Consider the following 20257-nt stretch of genomic DNA (forward strand, 5'->3'; position numbering starts at 1 on the left):
CCGCCGGTGGAGTTTGAGGAGAAGTCCCGGGCCGAGCACAGTGCCGGCCGGGTTCAGGAGGAAGCGTCTACGCAGGCTGCGTGACGTGGTTCACGTGTCCACGACTTGCGGGGAAGCTCACTTCCATGTGGTACAGCTCGACAGTTTCGTCGGTGGCTTTGATCATCATGTGCGCCGAGTAGCCATGCCTCACTGCGAAGCCCCCTTATGACTGTCGTAATGGTCTGGTCTCAACATGGCACACTGGCGTCTATAGCTCCTGGCACTGTGCATGAACTCACCGAGCCTAATCGGTTGATCCTCGATCTGGAGACGACCACGCACACGGTTGCTGTGCTTGACGCTTTGTGCTGACGTATCAACCTGCCGGTCGAGAAATACGCTGTTGTGCTCGAAGGGCTGGTGGGTACGGAAGCGACCGGCAGTTACGCCCCGGACATTGTGGAGCGGGTCAGACGGTTACGGGCTGAGCGGTTCGCGTTCGAACGGCGGCAAGGTCGATGGAAGTCGTTCATGTAGTAGCTCGTCGCGTTCACGTTAGATGCAGTATTCCGGATTGAGATTCTAAGATCCTCTGAAAAATGGAGTGACGCCGGTATAGCTTTGATCCCAGTATCCCGGCCGCAGTTTCGAGCAGTGATTGTGCCGGTGCTGATGCTGCGCTCAATTGGGCCGTCGCAAGATATAACGACGCGGAGTCGGCGAAGGCAATCACGGTGTGGAATTACAGGCGGTCTCAGAAGTCGAGTAGTCCCGAAATCGAGAACTTCATTGATTCGATTTCCGAAGTCGAACAGAGTGCGAGATGTGGGACGAGCACCGCGGGCGTCTCAACACGGAGTTGTTCGAGTATGCATCCGCGCTACGATCGTGCGCCGACGTAGCGATTCTAGTGCACTCGGTCGACGGTGCTCGCGCCGAGGAGGAACGACGATTCGGATTCTACAGTCTTGGACCCGATGCTCTGCAGTCATGAAACCGGTCTGCTCAAGCCCGAGCTGGAGGTTTATGAGAATGCGCTTGAGCGGATGCGTGCAGATGCCAAAGACGTGTTCTTCATCGATGACCACGAGGTGTGCGCTGGGGTCGCTCGTGACGTGGGTACGAACGCGATCGTGCACTTCGGCGGCCTGTCGACGATCGCGGCGATCGAGGAGCCTCTCCGATGGTCAGTCTGATCCGAATCAGTCGAATCGACAGCTGGCTTCAAGGCCTGAGCGCGGAGGCGTCAGTCCGTCAGGTCGAGCATTGGGGTCGGCCGACGGAAGCCCCGTGTGACGAAAGCGAGGTATCCGACTCCGAGAACCAGCCAGATTGCGCCGATGAGAAGAGTTCGCGGAGACAGGCTCGTCCACAGCCACAGGGTCAGACAGAATCCGATTCCCGGTAGAACGATCGAACTGAGAACAGCACGTGAACCACGATTCTTCTCGTCGATGATGAAGTGTTTGATGACCGACAGATTCACTGCTGAGAACGCGATCAGAGCACCGAAGCTGACCATCTCCGATATGAATGCGAGGTCGACGGCGAGCGCAAGCAGAGAGACTCCGCCGACTGTGAGAGTCGCAATCGTGGGTGTGTGAAAGCGCGGTGACAAGCGGCCGAAGTAGCTTTTCGGGAGCACGCCGTCTCGACCCATCGCGAAGAGAACGCGTGAGACTGATGCCTGCGAGGTCAGAGCTGAGCCGCATGCTCCGGCGACATAGGCGGCGGTGAAGAAGGCGGTGAGGAATTCGCCGCCGGCCGCCGCCATGACGTCGAGCGCGCCTGAATCGACATCGGCGAACTGATTCGACGGGTAGACCAGCTGAGCCAGGTATGACAGAACAATGTAGATGAGGCCGCCGGTGACAGTGGCGATGACGATTGCGCGAGGGACTGCTCTCTTCGCGTCCTTGGCTTCCTCGGACAAAGTCGAGACCGCATCGAAGCCGAGGAATGACAGACACAGTATCGCTGCGCCGGCCATGACATTGTCGAATCCGGGTGCCGAGCCGTCACCAGTGAACGGCGCCGCTAGGTCGACAGAACCGGATCCGGTGAATGAGGCGATGCCGAGCGCGGCGAAGACAACGATGAAGATTGCTTGAGCAGCGATGATGACGATGTTGGCCCGTGCAACGGAGACGATTCCGATGACGTTGAGGACGGTGACGAGAACAATGGCAGAGACGACGAAGACCCAAGCAGGGATCATGGGGAAGGCTGCGCTGAGGTAGATGCCGATGACGAGATAATTGATCATCGGCAAGAATAGGTAGTCGAGAAGCAGTGCCCAGCCGGCAACGAAGCCGATTCCTGCACCGAAACTCTTCTGCGTGTACGTGTATGCCGAACCGGCAAAGGGCATCGCCCCGGCCATCTTCGCGTATGACCTGGCGGTGAACACCATTGCCAGCAACGTGATGACGTAAGCGGCCGGGACGCGGCCGCCGGTGACCTGGGTGACGATTCCGTAAGTCGTGAAGACGGTCAGCGGAACCATATAGACGAGGCCGAAGAAGACGAGTGAAGGTACCCCGAGTGCACGTTTCAGGTGGGTTTGGGAGGTGTCTTGAGCGGTGGCGTTGTGATTGGAATGGGACATCATTGTCCTTTCGATTCAGTCCGCTGAATGGACGGCCACGCCGCGCAGGTATGTGCGGCGAACAGGCGTGGCGGATAGTTCCTGCGGAGGCAGCGTGCGAGGATCCTTGTCGAGGATGACGAAATCTGCGCTCGTCCCCGGTCGGATCGCGCCCCATTCTTCGGATCCGAAGTCGGCAAAGCCTTGGTAGGCCACCGACCTGGAGTAGGCGTCGAGAGAGCGTTCGACGTCGAGGATCTCTTCGGGAGTCCACCCACCGTCGGGCTCACCGTCATCAGTCTGTCTGCTCACGGCAACGGAGAGACCCTCGAGGGGCGCCCCAGAAGTGCAGGGCCAGTCCGAACCGAACGCAAGGTGCCCACCGCTGTCGAGGACACTGCGCATCCGATATTGCGCCAAGGCTCGTTCTCTGCCGATCCGGGGGACGGTGAGTACCGTCATAAGGTCATCGAGCTGAGCCCACAGAGGCTGCATATTCGCGATGACGCCGAGTTCAGCAAAACGGGACAGGTCGGCAGAGTCGATGATTTGGGCATGTGCGATCACCGGCCGTCGATCACGGGCACCGTTGTGCCGGATTGTGTACTCGATGGCATCCAATGCTTGTCGAACGGCCGCGTCGCCGATGGCGTGGATGTGGATCTGAAAACCTGTCGCGTCGACTTCGCGAACCGCCTCTGCCAGCGAATCTCCTTCCCAGACTCGCATGCCGTGATTGTGAAGGGAGGAGCAGTAGGGCTCGATCAGCGCACCGGTTTCGTTCTCGATGACTCCGTCGGCGAAGAACTTCACGGTCTGAGCGGTCAGGAACGGATCCGAAAGTTCCTCGATCCTTTGGCGCGCAGAGAGCATTTCGGGCAGCTGTTGCGTGAAGCGGCGGGGGTCGGCGTAGAACGCGAGGTTGAATCGCAGTTTGAGCCGATTCTGCTGAGAGGCGGTCACATAGGTCTCGACATCGGCTGGCTCCACCCAAGCGTCCTGAACCCAAGTGACGCCTCGAGCCAGGTAATAGTCGGCTGCCCGATCGAGAGCGCGAAGTCGGACGGAATCGTGGTGTGGCGGACGAACGGCGTCGATCAGATCAATTGCACCCCATTCACGCAGAGTGCCCAGCGGTGAGCCGTCGTCTCGGCGAGGAATCTCGCCTATCTGCGGCTCCGGGGTTGCGGCGGTGATTCCCGCGATTTCCAATGCTCGAGAATTGCACCACACGGTGTGGTAGTCCCAAGCGCGAAGGACGACCGGTCGGTCGGACACGGCTCTGTCAAGCCATTCGGCGTCGAAGAGGCCGTCGCGTACGAGGCTGCCGTCATATGAGGCACCAGTGATCCAGTCATCGTCGGGATGAGTCTCGGCGTACCGTTTCACTTCAGCGATGATCTCTTCGACGCTCGTGCATGATCTCACCTGTGGGCCCTCTGCTTCCATGCCACCGAAGATCGGATGAGCATGGCCGTCACCGAAGGACGGCATGAGGAAGCCGCCGTCGAGATCGATGGACTCAAACTCTGCGTCGTCGTGGCTCGAGACACGATCGAGGACGGGAGCCACCGCGTATGAACCAGCGGCAACGACAATGCCGTCTTGGGTGACAAGAGAGTCCGAAGGTTCGGCACCGGCACCTAGCCAGACCGTGCCGTTGTGGAAGTGCTGTGTCGTCAAGACTGCCGTCCTCCTGCTCCATCGCGTATGGCCGGCCGCACCGGCGTTTACACGAACAGTGTTCGTATGTGACTGGGATCACGATACACTGCTCGAAAGATGTAGGGAAGTGCGAAATTGAGAGCGAGCATTCTGTGAGATTGAATCAGGATCGGCTGGTTGATGCCGCGCTGGCGCTTGTCGACGACCTCGGCGAAGAGTCATTGTCGATGCGAACTCTGGCGACTCGCGTCGACAGGCAGGTGTCCTCTCTGTACAACCATGTCTCCGGCCGAGGTGAACTCATCGAATTGATGCGCGCCCGTATTGTGGCTGGAATCGACGTTCAAGTATTTTCTGGGCTCAAGGAATCGTCGGAGAGCGTGCCGTGGGACAGGGCTCTGGAGCTGTGGGCCCGGTCGTATCTCAGAGCCTTTGCCGACCATCCGAACCTCATCCGATTGCTGGCCACGACCTCGATCCGAGACCTCTCAACGTATGAAATGTATGACTCAGTGATCGGTGGACTTCGTCGAGGGGGATGGCCGCAGGGTCGAACTGTGGCGGTGATGCGGTCCGTTGAGGCCTATGTCCTCGGTTCCGCTCTGGACATCGTCGCTCCGGTCGACCTCATCACTCAAGAATCGGCCGGAGAAAGATTTGCGGAGATTCAAGGTGCGCTGGATCCTCGGTTCGGCGAGAACTCGTCAGCGGTGGTGTCCTTCGAGTTTGGACTCACTAGCTTGATCCAAGGTCTGAAGCATCAGCTTGAGGCAGTGTCGTGAGTCATTCGGCAAAGCTCGATGTCACACTCGACTCGTTCTGGGGGCGGGTCCGCAGCCGCATCCCCGACCTACCGGAGGCGATGCCTGAAGCATGGGCCTTCGGCGCGACTCCCGAGCATGCGGACGACCTCCTCGCTCTCGTACTGGCTGGGACCAAGACGGGCACCGCCTCGGCGCTGTGGGACATCGAAGCCGATGACGAATCCGTACCCGAGGTGGGTGAACTGAGCATCATCCTCGATGGCCGAGGCCGACCGAGAGCCCTCATCGAAACCACGGCGATCGACATCGTCCCGTTCTCCGAGGTGACCGCCGAGCATGCCCATTCGGAAGGGGAGGGCGACCGAACCCTGGCCGCCTGGCGCGAGATCCATGAGCGGTTTTGGCAGGAGCATGGTCGACGCGGGTTCTCGTTCGAGATGCCGGTCGTCTGCGAACGCTTCCGATTGCTGTTCGACCTAGAAGGCGAAGGGCGCGTGAGCGTCTCCGGCGACGAATCACAGGGGACGAGCAGATGAACGAGACCGAATACTGGGACCTCATTCACGCGGAGCGCGCACGCCTGGCCGATCTGCTGACCACACTCGAACCCGAGCAGTGGGCGCTCGCCACTCTGTGTGCAGACTGGACGGTCGAGCAGGTCGTCGCCCACCTGACAGCCGCAGCCAACACCGGAAAGTGGGCCTGGATCCGCAGCATCGTTCGGGCGGGATTCGATCCTGCCAAACACAATGCGCGACTGCTCGAGCGCCGCCTCGGCGACTCAGAAGAGGGCACCCTTGCGAGGTTCCACAACTCGATCCCACTGACTATCGCGCCGACCAAAGACTTCCCGGCCTTCCTCGGTGAAGTCATCGTCCACGGCCAGGACATCGCACGATCACTGGAACTTGACCTGACCCCTGGCGCCGAGGCGACCGTCGAGGTGGCCCGATACTTCGCCTCTAAGGACTTCGCCGTGAACTCGAAGACCCTGGTCAAAGGGCTGAAGCTCAGTGCTGTCGACGCCGACTTCGAATCCGGAAGCGGGCCGGAGGTGACCGGTCGTGTCCTCGACCTCGTCCTGGCCATGGCCGGTCGACCGGAAGCACTTACGGATCTGACCGGGAGCGGAGTCGCCGAACTCCGGCAGCGGATGGACTGAAACCTCAGCGGTCAGAGTTCTGCGACGCGCGTGCCGGAACATCCCTGACGACGAGATGAACGTTGACGGGTGCTCAGGTGAGTCCGACGGCTCCGACCGCGACCAGGACGAATCCGAGAAGCTGCAGTGAAGCGCGCACGACCTGGAAGGCGTCCCACCGTCTGCGCATGGCGATGAATCCCTCGGGTGCGGTCTCCTCGGTGATCCGTCCCGTCCGGGTGTTGATCGGGACGTTCCCGATGATCGTCACGACCAGAGCGACGCTGAGGCTGATTGCTGCCGAAACCAACCATGCGTTGGGCTCATCGATGGCAATGATGATGGCCAGCGCTGTCGCCGCGGTCATCCCCACCGGCATCACCCGGCCGAACGTCTTCAGCAGGCCCCTCTCCATGATCAGCTGATCGTCCGTCCTCAGCTGACGGATCACCGGATGAACCAAGGCGGCCGACCCGAATTCCGCTGAGCCGACGAAGCCGGTGACGAGGACCGCAGCCAAAGTCAAGGCATCCATGACCTCTCCTCTTAATAGGTAGTTATACTATCCATAATAGATAGTAGAGGTATCTGCTAGGGTCGAGCAAGACCAGTCACCGAACATTGCTGACAGTGCCGGGAGGAGATGACGATGCAGGAAGCAGCGGAGAAGTCGGGGATGAGGATGGCGGAGCTGTCCCGTCGTTCGGGCCTCAGCGTGCCGACCATCAAGTACTACCTCCGCGAAGGACTGCTGCAGCCGGGGCGACGGACAAGCGTGAATCAAGCCGTCTACGATCGCACTCATCTCGAGCGGCTGCGCCTCATCGGGGCGCTGACGTCGGTGGCCGGACTGCCGTTGGCGAAGGTGCGAGCCGTCGTTGATGCTGTGGACGGGCAGGCCTCGGAAGTCGAAGCGATGGGCGTCGTCCAGGACGCGCTCATCGACGAGGCCGAGACGGACGATTCAGCCGCCTCGGCGATACTCGACCGCGCGATCACCGCGCGAGGGTGGCGCTGTGCGAAGTCGTCACCGGCCTATCGGGCGGCTGTGAGCGCGGTTGCCATGTTGACTACGGAGAACCTGACTCCGATCCTCGACCGACTCGACGCCTATGTCGAAGCCGCTGAAGACGTCGGTCGCACCGACCTCGACGCGATCGGAGACGCAGACAGTCTGGAGGAGCGGATCCGCGGAGTCGTCCTCGGCAGCGTGCTGCGCCGACCGCTGCTCGAGGCGCTGGTCCTGCTCGCACAGCAGCACTTCGCGCAGGACCTCACTCGCTCGGAAGAAAGCTGACGGGGAACAGCTCCGTCCTGGCGATGACGCGATCGCGTTCAGCGGCCTGCGCCTGACGTCGCGGATCCGCCAGGTAGGAATCGAGCGCTTCCCTGAATTCGAACCGATATAACTGCACCTCGTCGGGCTCACGTCACCCGGCACCTCAGCGCTCACGACTCCTGCGGCTTCGCGTCGTAGGTGAGCCAATTAGTCTTCGTCGCGACATCGTCATAGAGCACCTGAGCCTGAGCGTTGTCATCGGCGGTGATCCACCGGACCACCGAACAGCCTTCGGACGAGGCAATGGCCTGCAGCCGGGAGATCAAGGCACGGCCGACACCTCGGCCGCGCGCCTCGGGATCGGTGAAGAGATCGTCGAGCCAGATGCCGACGCTGCCGGTCGAGGGCCGTGAGAAACGACGGTAGTCGGCGATTCCGACGATCGATCCGTCCGCCTCGGCGACGAGTCCCTGGCATTCATGGGCGGAGTCGGTCAGCCACGACCACACGCGGGAGACGACCTCCTCGGAGGGCTCCAGTCGGTAGAACTCGCGGGCGCGGAAGAGCTCCTTCCACCGGGCCTCATCGGCAGGAGCGGTGGGGCGGATCGTCGGGGCCGGGGACGTCGTCATCGGCAGTCCTCTCACTAGGTTCGGTGCACCAATGACCACATTACGTTCTCCGCATCTGTTCGCGTACAGATGTGACGACAGAAAAGTCCCCGGTGCGGAAGTCTGTCGACTTCCGCGCCGGGGACCGTGGTACGCGAGAGGGGACTTGAACCCCTACGTCCGAAGACACTGGAACCTAAATCCAGCGCGTCTACCAATTCCGCCACTCGCGCTGAAGCGGCCACCCACGCGGCCGCAACGTCCTCAAGATTAGCAGGGGCGGCCCGAGTTGTTGAAAACTCGGACCGCCCCGATGCTCACGTTGAGCACGGGCAGTTCGGCCCGCCCGACGCTCAAGTTGCAGCAGACTCAGGCAGCGTCGATGCCGAGCTCCTTGCGCACGCGGGCGACATGCCCGGTGGCCTTGACGTTGTACTGGGCGAGTTCGACCTTGCCCTCGGCATCGACGACGACGGTTGAGCGGATGACGCCCTGGACGACCTTGCCGTAGTTCTTCTTCTCGCCGAACGCACCCCATTCGGTCATCATCGTCTTGTCCTCATCGGAGAGGAGGTCGAAGTTGAGACCTTCCTTCTCGATGAACTGCTGCAGCTTCTCCGGCTTGTCCGGGGAGATGCCGACGACGGCGATTCCGGCGGCCTTGAGTGCTGAGAGCGAGTCCCGGAAATCGCAGGCCTCGGTCGTGCAACCTGGGGTCATAGCGGCGGGGTAGAAGTACACGACGACCCGCTGACCTCGGAAGTCGCTGAGGCTGACGGACTTCCCGTCCTGGTTGACGAGGGTGAAGTCCGGGGCGGTGTCGCCGACCGACAGACGTGGCATGAATGCTCCTCCTGATTGGGGTGGTCTCCATGATGGACAACCATTGCTGACCACCACTCTATTCCGTTGCCGAGCCCGATGCCTCGACCGATGCGCGCAGTCACCTCGACCGGTCCTTTCGCCGAGGCGGCTCGCCGTCTCAGTCGACCCGTGCGATGGCCTGCCCGACCGCTACGACGTCGCCGACCGCCGCGACCTGGCGAAACGTTCCCGCGACCGGGGCTTCGACCCGGGTTTCCATCTTCATCGCCGAGAGCACAGCGGCCTCGTCACCGGCCGCCACCTGCGCACCGTCCTCGACGAGGAAGTCCACAAGGCTGCCCGGCACAGGAGCGGTGACATCCCCGGCACTCGCCGAGGCGGCTCCACCGTTTCCGGCACCACCGACCTCGCCGCCCGGCCCGCTGCCCTGACCGGTCCCACCGACCGAGCCGAGGGCCGCGAGCAGTCCGGCGGGCAGTCCGATCGTGGTGAGCCTCCCGTCGATCTCGATAGACATGCGCTGCATCTGACCGTCGGCGACCGGGGCCGGGCGCTCCTGAGTCTCGAAGCGCGGCAGCAGCTCGGCTTCGATCCACTGCGTGTGGATGCCGTCGACGCCGTTGCCTCCGAGACCGGTGAACGCCTCATCGGTGAGGATCGCCAGGGAGCACGGCAGCACTGTGGCCGGACCCTCGACATGGAGCTCCTTCGCCGCTGTCACGGTGCGCGCAATCGCCTGCCCGCGGTCGGGACCGTGGACGATGAGCTTCGCGAAGAGGGAATCGAAGGCCGGCTGCACGGTGTCGCCGGCTCGCACCCCGGAATCCCAGCGCACACCGAGGCCGCCGGGCACATCGAGGACATCGATGCGTCCCGGAGTCGGCAGGAAGCCGCGGCCGGGATCTTCGGCGTTGATGCGCAGTTCGATGGCATGACCGACCGGCTGCGGGGTCGATTCCAGAGACAGTCCCTGGCCGAAGGCGATGCGGAACTGCTCGGCGACGAGATCGACCCCTGAGGTCACCTCGGTGACGGGATGCTCGACCTGCAGTCGGGTGTTGACCTCGAGGAACGTCATGGTGCCATCGGCAGCGAGCAGGAACTCGACGGTGCCGGCACCGCGGTAGTCCACCTCGGCGCAGATGGCTTCGGCCGAACGGTGCAGGCGCTCACGCTGCTCATCCGTCAGTCCCGGGGCGGGTGCTTCCTCGATGAGCTTCTGATTGCGCCGCTGAGCGGAGCAGTCGCGGTCACCGACGGCCACGACTCGACCCTGACCGTCGCCGACGACCTGGACCTCGACATGGCGGGGACGCTCGAGGAACTTCTCGACGAAGCACTCGGGCCGACCGAAAGCCTCGACGGCCTCACGGGTCGCCGATTCGAAGGCACCGGCTACCTCGGTCAGTTCGTGGACGATCTTCATTCCGCGTCCGCCGCCACCGTGGGCGGCCTTGATGATGATCGGCAGTCCCGCCTCGGCGGCGAAGGACTCGACCTCGGCCGCGTTCTCCAGGGGACGGTCGATGCCCGGTGCCAGGGGAGCGCCGACCTTCTGCGCGAGCTGACGGGCCGTGACCTTGTCGCCGAGGGCCGTGATCGTGTCCGCGGTCGGACCGATCCAGATGAGGCCGGCGCCTTCGACGGCGGCGGCGAAGTCGGCGTTCTCGGACAGAAATCCGTAACCGGGGTGAACGGCATCGGCACCGGCGGCCTTCGCTGCGGAGAGGATCGCATCGATGTTGAGGTACGTGTCGCCCGCTGTCGTCCCAGGCAGAGCGAACGCTTCGTCTGCAAGCCGGGCATGCATGGCGTCGGCGTCCTGATCAGCATAGACAGCCACCGAAGTGTGGCCGTGCTGGGCGCAGGCGCGGATGATGCGGACGGCGATCTCGCCGCGGTTGGCGATGAGGATTCTCGACATTGTTCAGCCTTCGTTCTCGTTGGTGCGGGGCCCTGCTGCGGTGCTGGACGCCTCGGCCGAGTGGGCGTTCGGCGTCGGTCGGGCAGAGGTGGTGAAGCGCAGCTTCACGCCGGGAGGCAGCTGCGCGGCGAGGTCGACATCATCGACACTGGCGATGATCGGATAGCCGCCGGTGAGCGGATGGTCGGGCCCGAAGAGAACCGGCTGACCGTTCGGCGGAACCTGCAGGGCACCGGTGACCGCGCCTTCGCTGGGCAGCTCGCCCGTGCGGGCACGTTCGAGTGGAACCTCACCGTTCAGTCGCAGTCCGACCCGGTCGGATTCGTGGGTGACCGTCCACTCCTGTGACAGCAGAGTCTCGATCCCGGCCTCGGTGAACCAGTCCTCGCGCGGTCCCAGCGTCACGCTCAGCGTCACGGTTTCCCCCGCCTGCGGAAGATCCCTTGGCTGCGTGGGATCGGGATCGACGAGGTGGGGCGCCGTCCGCGGATCGTGTACTCCCACCGTGGTGCCTTTGTCCACAGCGGCCGGACCGAGCCCGGCCAGGGTGTCGGCGGAGCTGCTGTCGAGAGCCGTCTCGACAGCGATTCCACCGCGCACGGCGAAGTAGCGGCGGACTCCGCGCTCGGTTGGTCCGAGCTCGAGTTCGTCCCCGTCGGACAGGGCAAAGGCCTCGCCGAGGCGGGGCGTGAGGACCGTGCCATCGGCAGCGGTCACGGTGATCGTTCCGGTGGCCCCGGTGACAGCGGCGACGCCGTCACCCGTGCAACGCAGGAGCACTGCGCCCCCGAAGCTCTCCAGCCCGGCAGCGGTCTCGGCATTGCCGACGAGGCGGTTGGCCGCGGTCAGCGCGGTGCGGTCGGCGGCGCCGGCGGCGGAGACGCCCATCGAGGCGAAACCTGGTCGGCCGAGATCCTGGATGAGCAGCTGCAGCCCGGGACGCAGCACCTCGAGGGAATGGGAGGCCGCTGCCGCCGAATCGGATGCCGAATCCGCTGCAGAATCCACCGCAGAATCCGACGCCGAACCTTCCGCACCTGGCGAACCCGAGAAACCTGAGGCACCCGACCTCGCACTCGAGCCCGCGACCTCGACGGTCTCGCGCCCCGCCTCGGCGAATTTCACGATCGTGCCGGGTACGAACAGGGCCGGTGGTTCCCGGTCCAGGTCCCACAGCTTCGCATCGGTGCGTCCGATGAGCTGCCAGCCGCCGGGGGAGGAGCGAGGGTAGACGCCGGTGAACTCGCCGGCCAAAGCCACCGACCCCACTGGCACTCGCGTGCGTGGGGACGAACGGCGGGGAACGTTGAAGAGTTCGTCGTCGCCGGCGAGGTAGCCGAAGCCGGGGGCGAACCCGGCGAACGCGACTTGCCAGGTCGCCGCCTGGTGGCGTTTGATCACCTCGGCGGGGGAGACGGAGAGGAGGTCGGCCACCTCGTCGAGGTCGTCCCCGTCGTAGTGGACATCGATCGTCACCTCACGGGCCGCATCCGAGGCCGACTCGGTGTGCCCGAGCCCGCGCACTGCCTCGGCGAGGATCTCGGCGTTCGTGCGTGCGGGATCAAAACTGATCAGCACTGTGCGGGCGGCGGGGATGAGTTCGGTGACGCCGGGCAGATCGGCGGCTTCGAGGCTGCGGTGTAGCGCCATCGTCGCGGTCAGATCGGCGCACTCGACGAGGAGGTGGCGACTGGACGCGGTGTGGAAGACCGGGGAGCCGGCCGGCGGTGTCGAGGTCATTGGCGGTAGGTGTCTTCCGGTTCGTCGGTGATGAACATCTTCCCAGGTGAGTGCGTAATTGCGAAGGGGATTCCGGATGCCTGGATGGCTGCCTGCGGAGTGACGCCGCAGGCCCAGAAGACGGGAATGTCGCCGTCTTCGATGACCGGGGCGTCGCCGAAATCGGGGGCGCCGAGGTCGGCGATGCCGATCTGGGATGGTTCGCCGATGTGGATCGGTGCACCGTGGACGGCGGGGAAGCGGTCGGTGATGCGCACAGCCTCGGCGACCTGGGATGCCGGGATCGGGCGCATGGACACGACCATGTCCCCGCTGATCCGACCGGCGGGACGACAGGCCGTCGATGTGCGGTACATCGGCACGTTGCGACCGGCTGCCTGGTGGCGGATCGGGATGCCCGCTTCGGTCAGGCCGTTCTCGAAGGTGAACGAACAGCCGATGAGGAACGACACGAGGTCCGGATGCTGCTCCCACGCCTCGGTGGCGTCGGTGACCTCGTCGGTCAGAACGCCGTTCTCCCAGATCCGGTAGCCGGGAATGTCCGTGCGGATGTCGCTGCCGTGGGCCAGTGCGGATGCCAGCTGTCCGGGTTCGAGGACGTCGACGACCGGGCACGGCTTCGGGTTGCGCTGGGTGAAGAGGAGGACGTCGAAGGCCCAGTCCGCGGGGACGGAGATGAGGTTCGCCTGGACGAGTCCCGGCGCCATCCCCGAGGTGGGACCGTCGAATCCTGTCCGGATGCGTGCGCGGGCTTCCGCACCCGCAGCCCGCATCGTGTCCATGGCAGAGGTGCCTGTGGGGGTGGTAGCGCTCATCGTCCGGCTCCGGCGAAGGCGGCGATCATGACGCCTTCGGATTCGAGGAGGTCACGGGCCGCCCGAGCCATGTCGATGGATCCCTGGCTGTCGCCGTGGAAGCAGATGGACTGCGCATCGACGTCGACGAGGCTGCCGTCGATGGCTTCGACCTGTCCAGTCTGGACGAGGCGCAGGACGCGCGCGGCCACGGCCTCTGGGTCGTGGAGGACCGCGTTCGGCTCCGACCGGGAGACCAGGGAACCGTCGGGGTTGTAGGACCGGTCGGCGAAGGCCTCGGCGGCGACGGCCAGCCCGGATTCGGCGGCGACGCGGTTGGCCACGCTGCCGGCGAGTCCGAGGAAGACCAGCGAGTCGTCGATGGCACTGACGGCATCGACGACGACCTTCGCCTGCGCCTCATCGTGGACGATCGCGTTGTAGAGGCCGCCGTGGGGTTTGACGTAGGAGACGGTTCCGCCGACGGCAGTGGTCAGGCCGATGAGCGCGCCGATCTGGTATTCGACCTGGGCCTGCAGGGTGGCGGCGGGCACGTCGAGGGTGCGGCGGCCGAAGCCCTCGTAGTCGTCGTATCCGGGGTGGGCTCCGATGACGACTCCGCCCTTCGTGGCGGCGTCGACGGTGGCGCGGATGCCTTCCGGCTTGCCGGCATGGAACCCGCAGGAGACGTTGGCACTGGTGACGAGGCCGAGCATGGCGGCATCGTCGCTGACGACACGGTCGGGGACGTTCTCCCCGAGGTCAGAGTTGAGGTCGATTCTCAGTTCGCTGTTGACAGACAATGTCACCCTCCGATTCCGATCATGGCGAAGATGGGGCCGATGGACTGTGTGGCCGTGTACCACGTGACCAGTGTTGCCGCGGTGCCGATGATGAGCAACCACTTCGGGTACGAATCAGTGCGCAGCAGGCGCGGCCTGAACCAGCCGATGTACATGAAGATCGTCAGACCGATCGGCAGGATGAGCCCGTTGAAGCCGCCGACGAAGACGAGCAGTGTGGCAGGTGCCGTGCCGAGGACGAGGTAGACGACGAGCGAGACGACGATGAAGGACACGGTTGCCAGCTGCAGCGGCCAGCCGCCTTCGAGGCGTTTGGAGAACGCTGAGAGGAACGTCGCCGAGGTGTAGGCGGCACCGATGACCGAGCTCAGAGCCGCGGCCCAGAAGATCGCGCCGAAGATGCGCATTCCCGCATCTCCGAGGACAGCGGCGAAGGCCTGACCGGCGGGGTTGGCCACGCTCGAGTCGAGGTCGAGAGCGACACCGGAGGCGACGACGCCGAGGATGGCGAGGAAGAGGACGTAGCGCATGACTCCGGTGACGAGGATCCCCGACAGAGCCGAGCGCATGACAGAACTGGCGTTCTCCGGGCCGGTCTTGCCCGAGTCGAGATAGCGGTGGGCACCGGAGTAGGTGATGTAGCCGCCGACGGTACCGCCGACGATCGTGGTCACGGTGGCGAAGTTGATGGTATCGGGCGCGATCGACTGTCTGAGCGCCTCACCGACCGGCGGGTTCGAGACGATGGCGACGACACAGGTGAGGATGATCATTCCGACACCGAGGACGAGGACGACGGCGTCGACGACCTTTCCGGCGCGTTTGAACAGGAAGATGCCGATCGCCAGGACGCCGGTGAGCAGTCCGCCGAGCTTCGGATCGATGCCCAGCAGTGCGTTGAGGCCGAGGCCGCCGCCGGCGATGTTGCCGATGTTGAAGGCCAGTCCGCCGACGACGATCAGGACGGACAGGAGGATGCCCGAACCCGGCACGGCCGAGGAGGCCAGCTGTGCTGCGCGTTTGCCCGAGGAGGTCACCATCCGCCAGATATTGAGCTGGATGGCGATGTCGATGAGGATCGACGCGAAGATCGCGAAGGCGAAGGCCGCACCCATCTGAGCCGTGAAGGTGGCTGTCTGGGTGATGAAGCCCGGACCGATCGCCGAGGTGGCCATGAGGAAGATGGCGCCGATGATCGCGCTGCGGCTGATCTTGGATCCGATTTCGCTCTTGGCATTGTCAAGGCGCGAGGCGGCCCCATCCGTAGAAGAGGATTCCGGCGGTTGGGATTCCGGTGCGTGTGACATAGGAGTCTCCGACTGTCTGGTGGTCAGTTGTTCCCTCGTGTGCGCCGATGGGGTGAGGACAGCGATGACTGTGTCCTGGCACACGTGAAGTGGTAAACAATCTAGCACTCATTGTTCAACAAACATAGACGGGGGTCACACTTTTCGTCGTCTCTTGGTCAACGGACGGACGGGAGTTCGGGGTGCTCTTTCAGTAGAATGGAGAGGTGAATCACGATTCGTCCCTGGTCAACAGGCTCACTGACCGCCTCATCGCTGGAGAGCTGCGCCCCGGTGAGCGGCTGTCCGAAACCGCGCTGGCGAAGGAATTCGATGTTTCGCGCAATACTCTGCGTGAGGCGTTCCGGGTCCTCGGTGAGCAGGGCCTGGTCACGCATATCCCGCACCGAGGCGTCTCAGTGGCGTCACCGAGCACGGCCGATGTCGTCGACATCTACCGGGTGCGTCATCATGTGGAGTGCTCGGTGCTCGAATACGCTCCGCGCAATCACCCGAACGCCGTGAGGATGGAGGCGGCCGTCGAGGCTGCCGAGAAGTTCGCTGCCGAAGAGAACTGGCTGGAAGTCGGCACGGCGAACATGGGGTTCCACAATGCCGTCGTCTCGCTGTCGGACAGCAGGCGGTTGATGCGGTCGTTTGCCAATGTGCTCGCCGAGCTGCGCCTGGCCTTCCTCAAGGTGGAGGTCCTCGACTTCCTCCATGCGCCCTTCATCGAGCGCAACCGCGAGGTGGTCGAGATCTATCGCTCTGATGGGCCGGGGGCCGCCGCTGCTAGGCTTGCCGTCTACCTCGGGGATTCGGAGAGACAGGTTCTCGGTGCCTATGCCCGCGCCGGTCAGGACTGAATTGGGAAGCTGGGGCTCGTGAGTGCTATAGAACCGGATTCGATGACACCTCGAGCTGCGAATAGCGGTCGTTCTGAGGAGTCAGCTTGGACGCGCCTTTGAGCATAGATGAGAAGGGGCCATTGGAGACACCAAGGTAAGCCTGCTTACCAGTGTGCTGCCAGTAGTCTGGAGCATCACTCCTTGAGCTCTTCAGAGTTGACCAGCTGGCCAATTGCGATCTGGGGGCAGAGTTGGCTCACTAAGGTCACGACACCACCTAGCTTCGCGCGAAGACGTGTCAATCGATGTGAAGACAGACTGATCGGACAGTTAGAGCAGTTCGGGTGCCGCCAAAGGCAGCACCCGAACCGGTTCTCTGATGTCGTTAGATGAAGCTTGCAACCCTCCAGGAGGGTGGATCAGGTCAGGCTGAAATGAGCCCGTGCGGATCGATGATGAACTTGTCCGAAACACCCTTATCAAAGGTTGCGTAGGCGTCTGGAGCATCGTCGAGACTGATGATCTTCGTGTTGAGCATGTCGCTGAGGTACGGCATGCGGTCCCAGAGAATGGCCATCATCAACTCGCGGTTGTAGTGCATGATCGGTGCCTGGCCGCCCGAGATTCGAGGTGACTTGATCCATGCTTTTCCGAAGTCGAGTGGGAAAGTTCCTTCCTGCTCTGCTTTCGACTCTGCAAGCGGATCGGGTCCGTACACTCCGATGATGCCGGTGGCTCCGCCAGGTCGGGTAGCGTCCATGACTTGATTGATCGCGTGCGCAGGATCCATATCTCCGGCCTCACGACCGATTCCATGTGCTTCCGAGCCCACGTAGTCCACCGCACAATCCACCATGGGCTCGCCTAGAATAGCTTCGATCTGATCGGTCAGAGGAACATCCTCGTTGAGGTCAATGGTTTCGCAGCCGTTCTGTTTCATCAGATCGAGGCGGTCCTTGTGGTAGTCGCCGACGATGATGCATGACGCTCCGAGGAGGCGAGCTGCCGCCGCACCGCACCGGCCCACAGGTCCTGCACCGGCAATATAGACTGTCGAGCCTGGCTTGGCACCAGCCTCCATCAGACCATGGAATGCTGTAGGGAGAATGTCCGATAGGAGGGCCAGGTCGCGGATCTTCTCCATGGCCTGGTCCTTGTCTGGGAAGCGGAGCAGCTGAAAGTCGGCATAGGGCACAAACAGGTATTCCGCCTGTCCACCTTGCCAATTGCCGAGGTTGAACCCGTAGGCTGCGCAGGGGCCATCTGGATTCGTAGTCTCGCAGACTTCCGTCCTGCGCCCCCGGCAATTGCGACACCGGCCGCAAGCGACATTGAACGGCACCGAGACGAGATCGCCTTCCTTGAGGAAAGTAACATCGGATCCGAGCTCAACTACCTGGCCTGTCATTTCGTGTCCCATGACCATGCCTTGGGGCACTGGGAAGGAGCCGCGGTAGATGTGGAGGTCGCTTCCGCAGATGTTTGTAGCGACGATTTTCAAGATGACCCCGTGCGGTGCTTTTTCTCCGGTGGGCATCTCGAGCTTCGGGAAGTCGAGATTCTCGACCTGCATGTCTTGTGGATTAGCGAACACTACTGCGCGATTGCCATCAGCCATGATTCTCGTGTCCTTCCATAGGGTGGTTATCCAGCTTTCCGCTGGAACTTGCATGCGAAAGCGTTTATGTTTCGCCTGCTGGTTCAGCCTAGTGGAATCGCCCCAGGGATAAAAGAGGCAGGGAGATTGGAAGAAGGAGATTCACCCGGCGATAGGGTGCCGCCCGCCACTCGAGGTCCATTCGGAGTGGATCAACCAGTCCGCGACAGAACCCGCGGCTGCCAAGGAGACCAGAATAGGAGCCTCTGTGAAACCCGCGGCTTGACACTCCTCGGTAGTAGTCGCCGACCCCCTCACCATCCTTTCAGCGGGATGCCTCCTGGGTACGTGTGCCGCGCCTCCGCGATTCGAGCGCCGCAGTCAACGTCCGGGCGTCATAGTCGCCCAACAGGCGCCGACCTTCGACAAAGAACGTTGGGGTGGCATGAGCACCGCTGGCCTCGGCACTCGCGAGGTCGCGGTTGACTCGTTGCGCGACAGCCTCGCTGTCCATGTCTTGGATGAAGCGATCGACGTTCAGCCCGAGCTCTTCCGCATAGGTAAGGAGATGTTCCCGCTCGAGCGCGTCCTGGTGCGTGAATACGAAATCGAGCCATCGCCAGAACTCGCCTTGGTTTGCAGCTGCTTCAGACGCTTTTGCAGCCAATGGCCCGTGTGGGTGGTGGGGAAGATGCCGCACTACGTAACGAAGATCGTCGCCGAATTGCGCGCGCAGGTCGTCCCAGGAGCCAGTGGCGTGTGCACAGTACTCGCACTCGAAGTCGATATATTCGACCAGTGTCAGCTTGGCGTCCTGCGGGCCGCGAATGTGATCGACTTCGGGATCGACCGGAGGCTCGAGCACCATGGGCAGATCTGCAGTCTCCTCACCCCACCGCTTGGCAGCGATCTTGAAAATCAACCAGCCCAGGGCAACGGCGAGCACCATGGAGACCAGGACACCCACAGTCGCCTGTCTCCCGAGATCAGTTGTCGAGCCGAAGGCAAGTCCGATGACGAGCAGAGAGACGGTGAACCCGATGCCTGAAAGCGCTGCACCGCCGAAGACGCTGCCCATTCCCACCCCTTCTGGCGGTCGGCCAAGCCCCAGCCTGACTGCCAGAAGAGTTGCAATGCCGATGCCGAGGAGCTTGCCGAGCACAAGCCCGGCGACTACTCCCCAGGTCACGGAAGAGCCGAGGGAATCAGCGAGCAATCCACCTCTGAGGTCGACGCCGGCATTGGCGAGTGCGAAGATCGGCACGACAAGCAGCGCAGTGGGCCAGCGAAGGACTTCGTGCATTCTCTCGTTCACCGAGATCCCCCGTGCGAGGCCGCGGTTGACACCGCGCGCCGAGGCGGCACTGGGCGACTGCCAGAAGTCACGGAAAAGCTGGCGGGCAGCAACTACCTCTTGGCGCTGGGTAGGGTAGGCAGGGATGAGCAGCCCGGCTATCATGCCCGCGAGTGAAGCATGAACCCCGGAAGAGACAGTGGCGAACCACAGAACAATCACAATGATCACATAAGGCCCCGTAATCCACTGTCGTGAACGGCCAAGCGCCCACAAGCCGATGAGGCAGGCTAGAGCGATCAACAAGGGGACAAGCTTGATCTCATCGCTATAGACAATGCCAATGATCGATACTGCCAGGAAGTCATCGACCACTGTCAGGGTGAGCAGGAAGACACGCAACTGACCTGACAGTCGTGGACCCACTATTGCCAAGGCGCCGAGCATGAACGCTGTATCCGTTCCGACTACAGCACCCCATCCGCCAAGTCCGCTGCCGCCGGACAAGCTGACGACAATCGCATACACGAGAGCCGGGAGAGCGACGCCTGCGACGCCAGCTATCAAAGCGAGTTGAGCACGACTTCGATCGCGCAAAGTTCCGTGCGCGAACTCTTGCCGCACCTCCAGTCCGACAACAAAGAAGAAGATCACCATGAGGCCGTCGTTGATCCAGTGGTGCAGAGTCATATGCATGCTCACGGGACCGACATCGAAGCCGACCTCCTGATGCCAGAGCGCGAAATAGCTTTCAGATAACGGCGAGTTCGCCCACGCAAGCGCCAATACTGTGACCAGCGCCAGAAACATCGCCGATCCGGACTCTGTTCGTAGTCTGCGTACGATTTGACCGAGACCTGGCTTACGGTCAGCGAAGTTCTGCATGGAGGCAGTCTATCTGAACTTGCTGTTGTATCTTCATACCGCGGCACCCGAGGACCAGTGGTCGTTCGGTACTCCCTGGGCCTGGCTATCATCGCGCGGCGCCCCGAAGGTGGCGAAACTCAAGATGGGCTGGGAGGAGACGATCGGCTTCTCAGGGGCCGAAAGCAGTGTCGAGGCTGACACGTCGGGTCCAGACCCACATCTTGGCCTACAGCCCACGATCTCTTCGCAG

General features: G+C 62.9%; 19 protein-coding genes and 1 tRNA gene. 7 read left to right on the forward strand and 13 right to left on the reverse strand.

The window, feature by feature from the left end:
• Window positions 1–363 precede the first annotated feature (363 nt).
• Together HK353_RS17105 and HK353_RS09960 are read left to right on the forward strand one after the other, a co-directional pair.
• Complete coding sequence (locus tag HK353_RS17105; protein ID WP_281063475.1) at window positions 364–519, forward strand: DUF3263 domain-containing protein; 156 nt, start codon at window positions 364–366, stop codon at window positions 517–519.
• Between the two features lie 431 nt (window positions 520–950).
• Complete coding sequence (locus tag HK353_RS09960) at window positions 951–1178, forward strand: HAD family hydrolase (protein WP_173155755.1); 228 nt, start codon at window positions 951–953, stop codon at window positions 1176–1178.
• Between the two features lie 50 nt (window positions 1179–1228).
• Here the strand turns inward: HK353_RS09960 and HK353_RS09965 are convergent, their stop codons facing one another.
• Both HK353_RS09965 and HK353_RS09970 read right to left on the reverse strand, forming a co-directional pair.
• Window positions 1229–2590, reverse strand: a complete 1362-nt coding sequence (locus HK353_RS09965; protein WP_173155757.1) for an APC family permease — start codon at window positions 2588–2590, stop codon at window positions 1229–1231.
• A gap of 15 nt (window positions 2591–2605) precedes the next feature.
• Window positions 2606–4252: an amidohydrolase gene (locus HK353_RS09970; protein ID WP_173155759.1), complete on the reverse strand. Its 1647-nt coding sequence runs from the start codon at window positions 4250–4252 to the stop codon at window positions 2606–2608.
• Window positions 4253–4386: 134 nt separating this feature from the next.
• Between HK353_RS09970 and HK353_RS09975 the strand changes: the two genes are divergently transcribed.
• The 3 genes from HK353_RS09975 (at window position 4387) to HK353_RS09985 (ending at window position 6160) form a co-directional block, all read left to right on the forward strand.
• Entirely contained in the window at window positions 4387–5016 is a 630-nt protein-coding gene (locus tag HK353_RS09975) for a TetR/AcrR family transcriptional regulator C-terminal domain-containing protein (protein WP_173156027.1), read from the forward strand.
• 80 nt (window positions 5017–5096) lie between these two features.
• Window positions 5097–5534 (forward strand): ASCH domain-containing protein, encoded by a 438-nt coding sequence (locus tag HK353_RS09980; RefSeq protein WP_173156029.1) that lies wholly within the window; start codon window positions 5097–5099, stop codon window positions 5532–5534.
• Window positions 5531–6160: a maleylpyruvate isomerase family mycothiol-dependent enzyme gene (locus HK353_RS09985; protein ID WP_173155761.1), complete on the forward strand. Its 630-nt coding sequence runs from the start codon at window positions 5531–5533 to the stop codon at window positions 6158–6160. Before HK353_RS09980 ends, HK353_RS09985 begins: the two co-directional genes overlap by 4 nt.
• Window positions 6161–6233: 73 nt before the next feature.
• Here HK353_RS09985 and HK353_RS09990 read toward each other — a convergent pair whose 3' ends face one another.
• Window positions 6234–6674, reverse strand: coding sequence for an anthrone oxygenase family protein (locus HK353_RS09990; protein ID WP_173155763.1), 441 nt, complete (start codon window positions 6672–6674; stop codon window positions 6234–6236).
• Window positions 6675–6788: 114 nt separating this feature from the next.
• Between HK353_RS09990 and HK353_RS09995 the strand changes: the two genes are divergently transcribed.
• Entirely contained in the window at window positions 6789–7436 is a 648-nt protein-coding gene (locus tag HK353_RS09995) for a MerR family transcriptional regulator (protein WP_245395934.1), read from the forward strand.
• Window positions 7437–7588: 152 nt separating this feature from the next.
• Here HK353_RS09995 and HK353_RS10000 read toward each other — a convergent pair whose 3' ends face one another.
• The 8 genes from HK353_RS10000 to HK353_RS10035 form a co-directional block, all read right to left on the reverse strand.
• A complete protein-coding gene (locus HK353_RS10000) occupies window positions 7589–8050 on the reverse strand; it encodes a GNAT family N-acetyltransferase (protein ID WP_173155765.1) in 462 nt (153 codons plus the stop codon).
• A gap of 127 nt (window positions 8051–8177) precedes the next feature.
• A tRNA-Leu gene (locus HK353_RS10005) sits at window positions 8178–8262 on the reverse strand.
• A 136-nt stretch (window positions 8263–8398) separates the two neighbouring features.
• A complete protein-coding gene (gene bcp / locus HK353_RS10010; RefSeq protein WP_173155767.1) occupies window positions 8399–8872 on the reverse strand; it encodes a thioredoxin-dependent thiol peroxidase in 474 nt (157 codons plus the stop codon).
• A gap of 139 nt (window positions 8873–9011) precedes the next feature.
• The gene (locus HK353_RS10015; protein WP_173155769.1) at window positions 9012–10778 is read right to left on the reverse strand and encodes an acetyl/propionyl/methylcrotonyl-CoA carboxylase subunit alpha; all 1767 of its coding nucleotides are present in this window, start codon (window positions 10776–10778) and stop codon (window positions 9012–9014) included.
• Between the two features lie 3 nt (window positions 10779–10781).
• Window positions 10782–12518 carry a 5-oxoprolinase subunit B/C family protein gene (locus HK353_RS10020; protein WP_173155771.1) on the reverse strand — a complete coding sequence of 579 codons (1737 nt, stop codon included), beginning with the start codon at window positions 12516–12518 and terminating at the stop codon, window positions 10782–10784.
• Window positions 12515–13333, reverse strand: a complete 819-nt coding sequence (locus HK353_RS10025; protein ID WP_245395935.1) for a putative hydro-lyase — start codon at window positions 13331–13333, stop codon at window positions 12515–12517. Before HK353_RS10025 ends, HK353_RS10020 begins: the two co-directional genes overlap by 4 nt.
• Window positions 13330–14115, reverse strand: a complete 786-nt coding sequence (locus tag HK353_RS10030; protein WP_245395936.1) for a LamB/YcsF family protein — start codon at window positions 14113–14115, stop codon at window positions 13330–13332. The genes HK353_RS10025 and HK353_RS10030 overlap by 4 nt, the downstream gene beginning before the upstream one ends.
• Before the next feature lie 2 nt (window positions 14116–14117).
• Window positions 14118–15422, reverse strand: coding sequence for an NRAMP family divalent metal transporter (locus HK353_RS10035; protein ID WP_173155773.1), 1305 nt, complete (start codon window positions 15420–15422; stop codon window positions 14118–14120).
• 206 nt (window positions 15423–15628) lie between these two features.
• Between HK353_RS10035 and HK353_RS10040 the strand changes: the two genes are divergently transcribed.
• The gene (locus HK353_RS10040) at window positions 15629–16267 is read left to right on the forward strand and encodes a GntR family transcriptional regulator (RefSeq protein ID WP_173155775.1); all 639 of its coding nucleotides are present in this window, start codon (window positions 15629–15631) and stop codon (window positions 16265–16267) included.
• Between the two features lie 406 nt (window positions 16268–16673).
• Here HK353_RS10040 and HK353_RS10045 read toward each other — a convergent pair whose 3' ends face one another.
• Complete coding sequence (locus HK353_RS10045; RefSeq protein ID WP_173155777.1) at window positions 16674–17867, reverse strand: alcohol dehydrogenase catalytic domain-containing protein; 1194 nt, start codon at window positions 17865–17867, stop codon at window positions 16674–16676.
• Window positions 17868–18171: 304 nt separating this feature from the next.
• Window positions 18172–20025 carry a Na+/H+ antiporter NhaA gene (gene nhaA / locus HK353_RS10050; RefSeq protein WP_173155779.1) on the reverse strand — a complete coding sequence of 618 codons (1854 nt, stop codon included), beginning with the start codon at window positions 20023–20025 and terminating at the stop codon, window positions 18172–18174.
• Between the last annotated feature and the right edge of the window lie 232 nt (window positions 20026–20257).

Source organism: Brevibacterium permense (assembly GCF_013280495.1).
GTDB classification, from domain to species: domain Bacteria; phylum Actinomycetota; class Actinomycetes; order Actinomycetales; family Brevibacteriaceae; genus Brevibacterium; species Brevibacterium permense.